We start from the raw sequence: 3,480 nt of genomic DNA on the forward strand, positions 1-3,480 counted from the left end.
TGATGACGGGAACGTGCAGGTTCTCGAGACGGCCGAACACGTCGCGAACGAGCAATCCGAGAGGATCATGGATGAGGCCTGCTTCGAACTCTTTGCCCCGACTCTTGAGATCGGCACCGACACAGAACGCCTTGTCACCGGATGCGGTGACGACGAGCACACGCGTATCGGGGTCGGCCTCGATGCCGGCGATGATGGCCGCCATCGTCTCGAGCATGGGCACCGTCAAGGCGTTCATCGCCTTGGGACGGTTCAGCGTCAGAACCCCTACGGCACCATCACGTTCATAGAGGACGGGTTCCTCCGGCGATGCACTGGCCTGGCTATCTGTCACTGCTGTCTCCTCTCGTCGAACATCTCAGTCACTGGATCCTGTGATCACGACACCGGCGTCGAGGAGTCCCTCGATCTCGTCGGTTCCGAATCCACATTCTTTCAGAATCTCGTCGGTGTGCTCGCCCGCCACTGGTGGGGACGACACAGCGAAGTCTCCGGGTGTCTCGGACAGTCGGCCGGGGAACACCGGTGAACGGACTTCACCGGTCGCGGGATGCTCGACCGTGACGATCGAGTCCCCGGTCACGATGTGCTCCTGTTGGATCAGTTCGGGGTACGACAGCAGGGGTCCACAGATGACGTCGACGGTGTCGAGGATCTCTACCCACTCTGCCGTCGTCCTTTCACGGAACAGGGGTTCGAGGATCTCACGCAGCGCAGGCCGACCGTTCACCCGCTTCTCGTTCGTGTCGAAACGTGAGTCGGTCGCCAGGCCCGGTTGGCCGAGCGCAGCGCACAGAGCGGGCCACCGCTTCGGCGTGTAGGCAGCGACCATGACGTGACCGTCACTCGTCGGGAAGGCCTCATTGGGTGCAGCGTAAGGGGCGGCGCTCCCGAGGCGTTGGGGCGGTCGACCACTGGCGAGGAACATCGAGAGCGGCACGACCTGGTACGCAAGGAGTGAGTCGAGGAGCGATACATCGACTCGCTGCCCTCTGCCGGTCCGCTCTCTGGCGAACAGGGCCGCGAGGATCGCCTGGGAGGCGAACACGCCGCCGGCCATGTCCGCTGCGGGCACACCGACCTTGACGGGTGGTCCGTCCGGCGTTCCCGTGACGCTCATGATCCCACCCATCGCCTGAGCAACACCATCGACTCCGGGACGGTCCCGCCACGGGCCGGTCTGACCGAAGGCCGATATGGCTGCATAGATCGCCCGGGGGTTGCGTTCGGCGACCGCGTCGTAGCCGATACCGAGCCGGTCCGCGACTCCGGGGCGGAAACTCTCCAGGACGACGTCGGACCGTTCGACGAGTCGGAGAACGACGTCGGCCCCTCCTGCCGTCTTGAGGTCGATGATGATGCTGCGCTTGTTGCGGTTCATGCCCAGGAACGCTGCAGCGGCACCACCGACGAACGGCGGGCCGAGACGACGTCCCCACTCGCCACCGGGTGGCTCGACCTTCCAGATCTTCGCTCCGAGGTCACCGAGGTGCATCGCACACGTCGGGCCTGCAGCTCCCTGGGAAAGGTCGAGCACCGTTACGCCGTCAAGTGCGCCTGGCATCTGCCTATGCCTCCTCATCGTGGCCGGTCGGCCGGCTCGTCGAAGCTCCGCGAACGACGAAACCAGCGATCTCCGCGGCGATCTCGTCCGGGGAGTACACACCAGATGGCTGGTACCAGCGCACGACAGAGTTGCACATGCCGAGGATCGCTTTGACCGCGACACCGGCATCCTGGTCGACGAAGTCGCCGGACGCTATCCCCTCGTCGAACATCTCGCGGAAGATGAGCTCGTACCGGTCACGGTTCGTGATGTGATTCGCCATGAAGTCGGGGCTCAGGTAGCGGCCCTCCTCGATGAAGCAGGCAACCGCGTCGCGGTCGTGGATGGCCTCGACCGTGTGGAGATCGATCGCCCTGCGTAACCGCTCGGCGATCGGGAGGTCTGAGTCTGCCACTTCTCGCACAAGGGGTGTCACACGGTTGACGGTCAGTTCGATGATCTCGGACAGGAGGGCCTGCTTGCTCGGGAAGTGGTGGTACAGGCTCGACTTACTGATCCCGACCTCTGCAGCGAGGTCGGCCATGCTGGTCCCGTTGAACCCCTTGTTGCGAAAGAGCGCTGCAGCCTCCCTGCGGATGCGCTCCCGCGTGGTGAGGTCACCCGTCATGCCGTGCCGCCACCCACCAGTTCTCTGCCGGCCTGCAACGCCTCGAGGTTCATCTCGCGGTGCTTTGGGGGGACACGGGCCGCAACGGCCTCACGCAGAGCATCCGCATCGACGACGTCCTCGAGTGCCTGGATCACGCCGAGGGCGACAACACCGGTCACGACCTGGCTTCCTGAGATCGCCCGTGCCGTGTCGACTATGGCGAACTGGCGGGCGTCTCCGTTGAGATCGCTCGGCGCACACCGACTATCGACGACCAGTCGGCCTTCCGACGACAGTTCGGGTTCGTACCGTGAGTACGCCTCGCCACTCAGGACGATGAGGAGATCGATGTCGTCGGCGAGAGGGAACCCGATCTCTCCCGACGCAATGACGACGTCTGAGCGGCTTGCACCGCCCCGGGACTGTGGACCGTACACCTGAGAGTGTGTGGCGTCGTTTCCAGACAGGATTGCAGCCTCGGCGAGGATGCGGCCTGCCGTCACGACGCCTTGTCCACCGGCCCCGGCGATCCTGATCTCGTTACGACTCATGGTCCTCGACCTTTCGTACACCGGCGTACACAGAACGAATCTCTCGTTGAAGCACTCCCGTCTTCATCCCCTGCGGCGGAGCCTGTGTCGGGATGTGTTTCACGAAACGCTTCTCTGCGAGGGGACCTGCCACCCCTTCGTCCCTCACCGACATCCAGGTGAGCATCTCTGCACCGCCACCGACCTTGTTGTAACGCCCGAAGTACTCGGGGCAGTCGCTGATGACCTCGATGAACGAGAAGCCGGGGTGGCTCAGCCCGTCCACCATGATCTTCGTCATGTCCATCGGGTTCGCCGCGAGCACGCGAGCGACGAAGGATGCGCCTGCTCCCATGAGCAGCTTGCATGCGTCGAAGTTCGGCTCCGTGTTCCCCGCAGGCGTCGTCGATGCGAGCGCCCCCTCGGGAGTGGTCGGAGCGGCCTGGCCGCCGGTCATCCCGTAGATCGAGTTGTTGAGGAGCAGGACCGTGATGTCGATGTTCCTCCGTGCCGCATGGATCAGGTGATTGCCACCGATTGCAAGGGCGTCACCATCTCCGGTGACGACGACGACGTTGAGGTCCGGGCGGGCGAGCTTGAGGCCTGTGGCGAACGCCGGTGCCCTGCCGTGGGTCCCATGCAACGTACAGAAGTCCACGTAGCCGACGAGGCGGCTGCTGCAGCCGATACCTGCGACCATCGCGAGCTTGTCCTGGTCGATCTGGAGTTGATCGACGGCGTTCAGGAACGATCGCAACACGATTCCGTGTGCACATCCAGGGCACAGCACGTGG

5 protein-coding genes are annotated in these 3,480 nt (G+C 64.1%); all 5 read right to left on the bottom strand.

Features of this window, described 5'->3' with window-relative positions:
- Positions 1-334: enoyl-CoA hydratase/isomerase family protein (locus tag GXP34_13205; GenBank protein ID NOY56923.1), on the bottom strand; the 334-nt coding region annotated here is incomplete at its 3' end.
- 24 nt (positions 335-358) lie between these two features.
- Positions 359-1,564, bottom strand: a complete 1,206-nt coding sequence (locus GXP34_13210; protein NOY56924.1) for a CoA transferase — start codon at positions 1,562-1,564, stop codon at positions 359-361.
- 4 nt (positions 1,565-1,568) lie between these two features.
- The gene (locus GXP34_13215) at positions 1,569-2,174 is read right to left on the bottom strand and encodes a TetR/AcrR family transcriptional regulator (GenBank protein ID NOY56925.1); all 606 of its coding nucleotides are present in this window, start codon (positions 2,172-2,174) and stop codon (positions 1,569-1,571) included.
- Positions 2,171-2,707, bottom strand: coding sequence for a 2-oxoacid:ferredoxin oxidoreductase subunit gamma (locus tag GXP34_13220; GenBank protein NOY56926.1), 537 nt, complete (start codon positions 2,705-2,707; stop codon positions 2,171-2,173). The genes GXP34_13215 and GXP34_13220 overlap by 4 nt, the downstream gene beginning before the upstream one ends.
- Positions 2,697-3,480 (bottom strand): 2-oxoacid:ferredoxin oxidoreductase subunit beta (locus GXP34_13225; GenBank protein NOY56927.1); only part of this gene is annotated, 784 nt, incomplete at its 5' end. The genes GXP34_13220 and GXP34_13225, both read right to left, overlap by 11 nt.

The sequence above is a fragment of the Actinomycetota bacterium genome (assembly GCA_013152275.1).
In the GTDB taxonomy this organism is placed as follows: domain Bacteria; phylum Actinomycetota; class Acidimicrobiia; order Spongiisociales; family UBA4744; genus BMS3Bbin01.

Coding starts and splice junctions, on each gene's coding strand:
- GXP34_13210 (NOY56924.1), bottom strand. CDS start 1,564: ATGCCAGGCGCACTTGACGGCGTAACGGTGCTCGACCTTTCCCAGGGA.
- GXP34_13215 (NOY56925.1), bottom strand. CDS start 2,174: ATGACGGGTGACCTCACCACGCGGGAGCGCATCCGCAGGGAGGCTGCA.
- GXP34_13220 (NOY56926.1), bottom strand. CDS start 2,707: ATGAGTCGTAACGAGATCAGGATCGCCGGGGCCGGTGGACAAGGCGTC.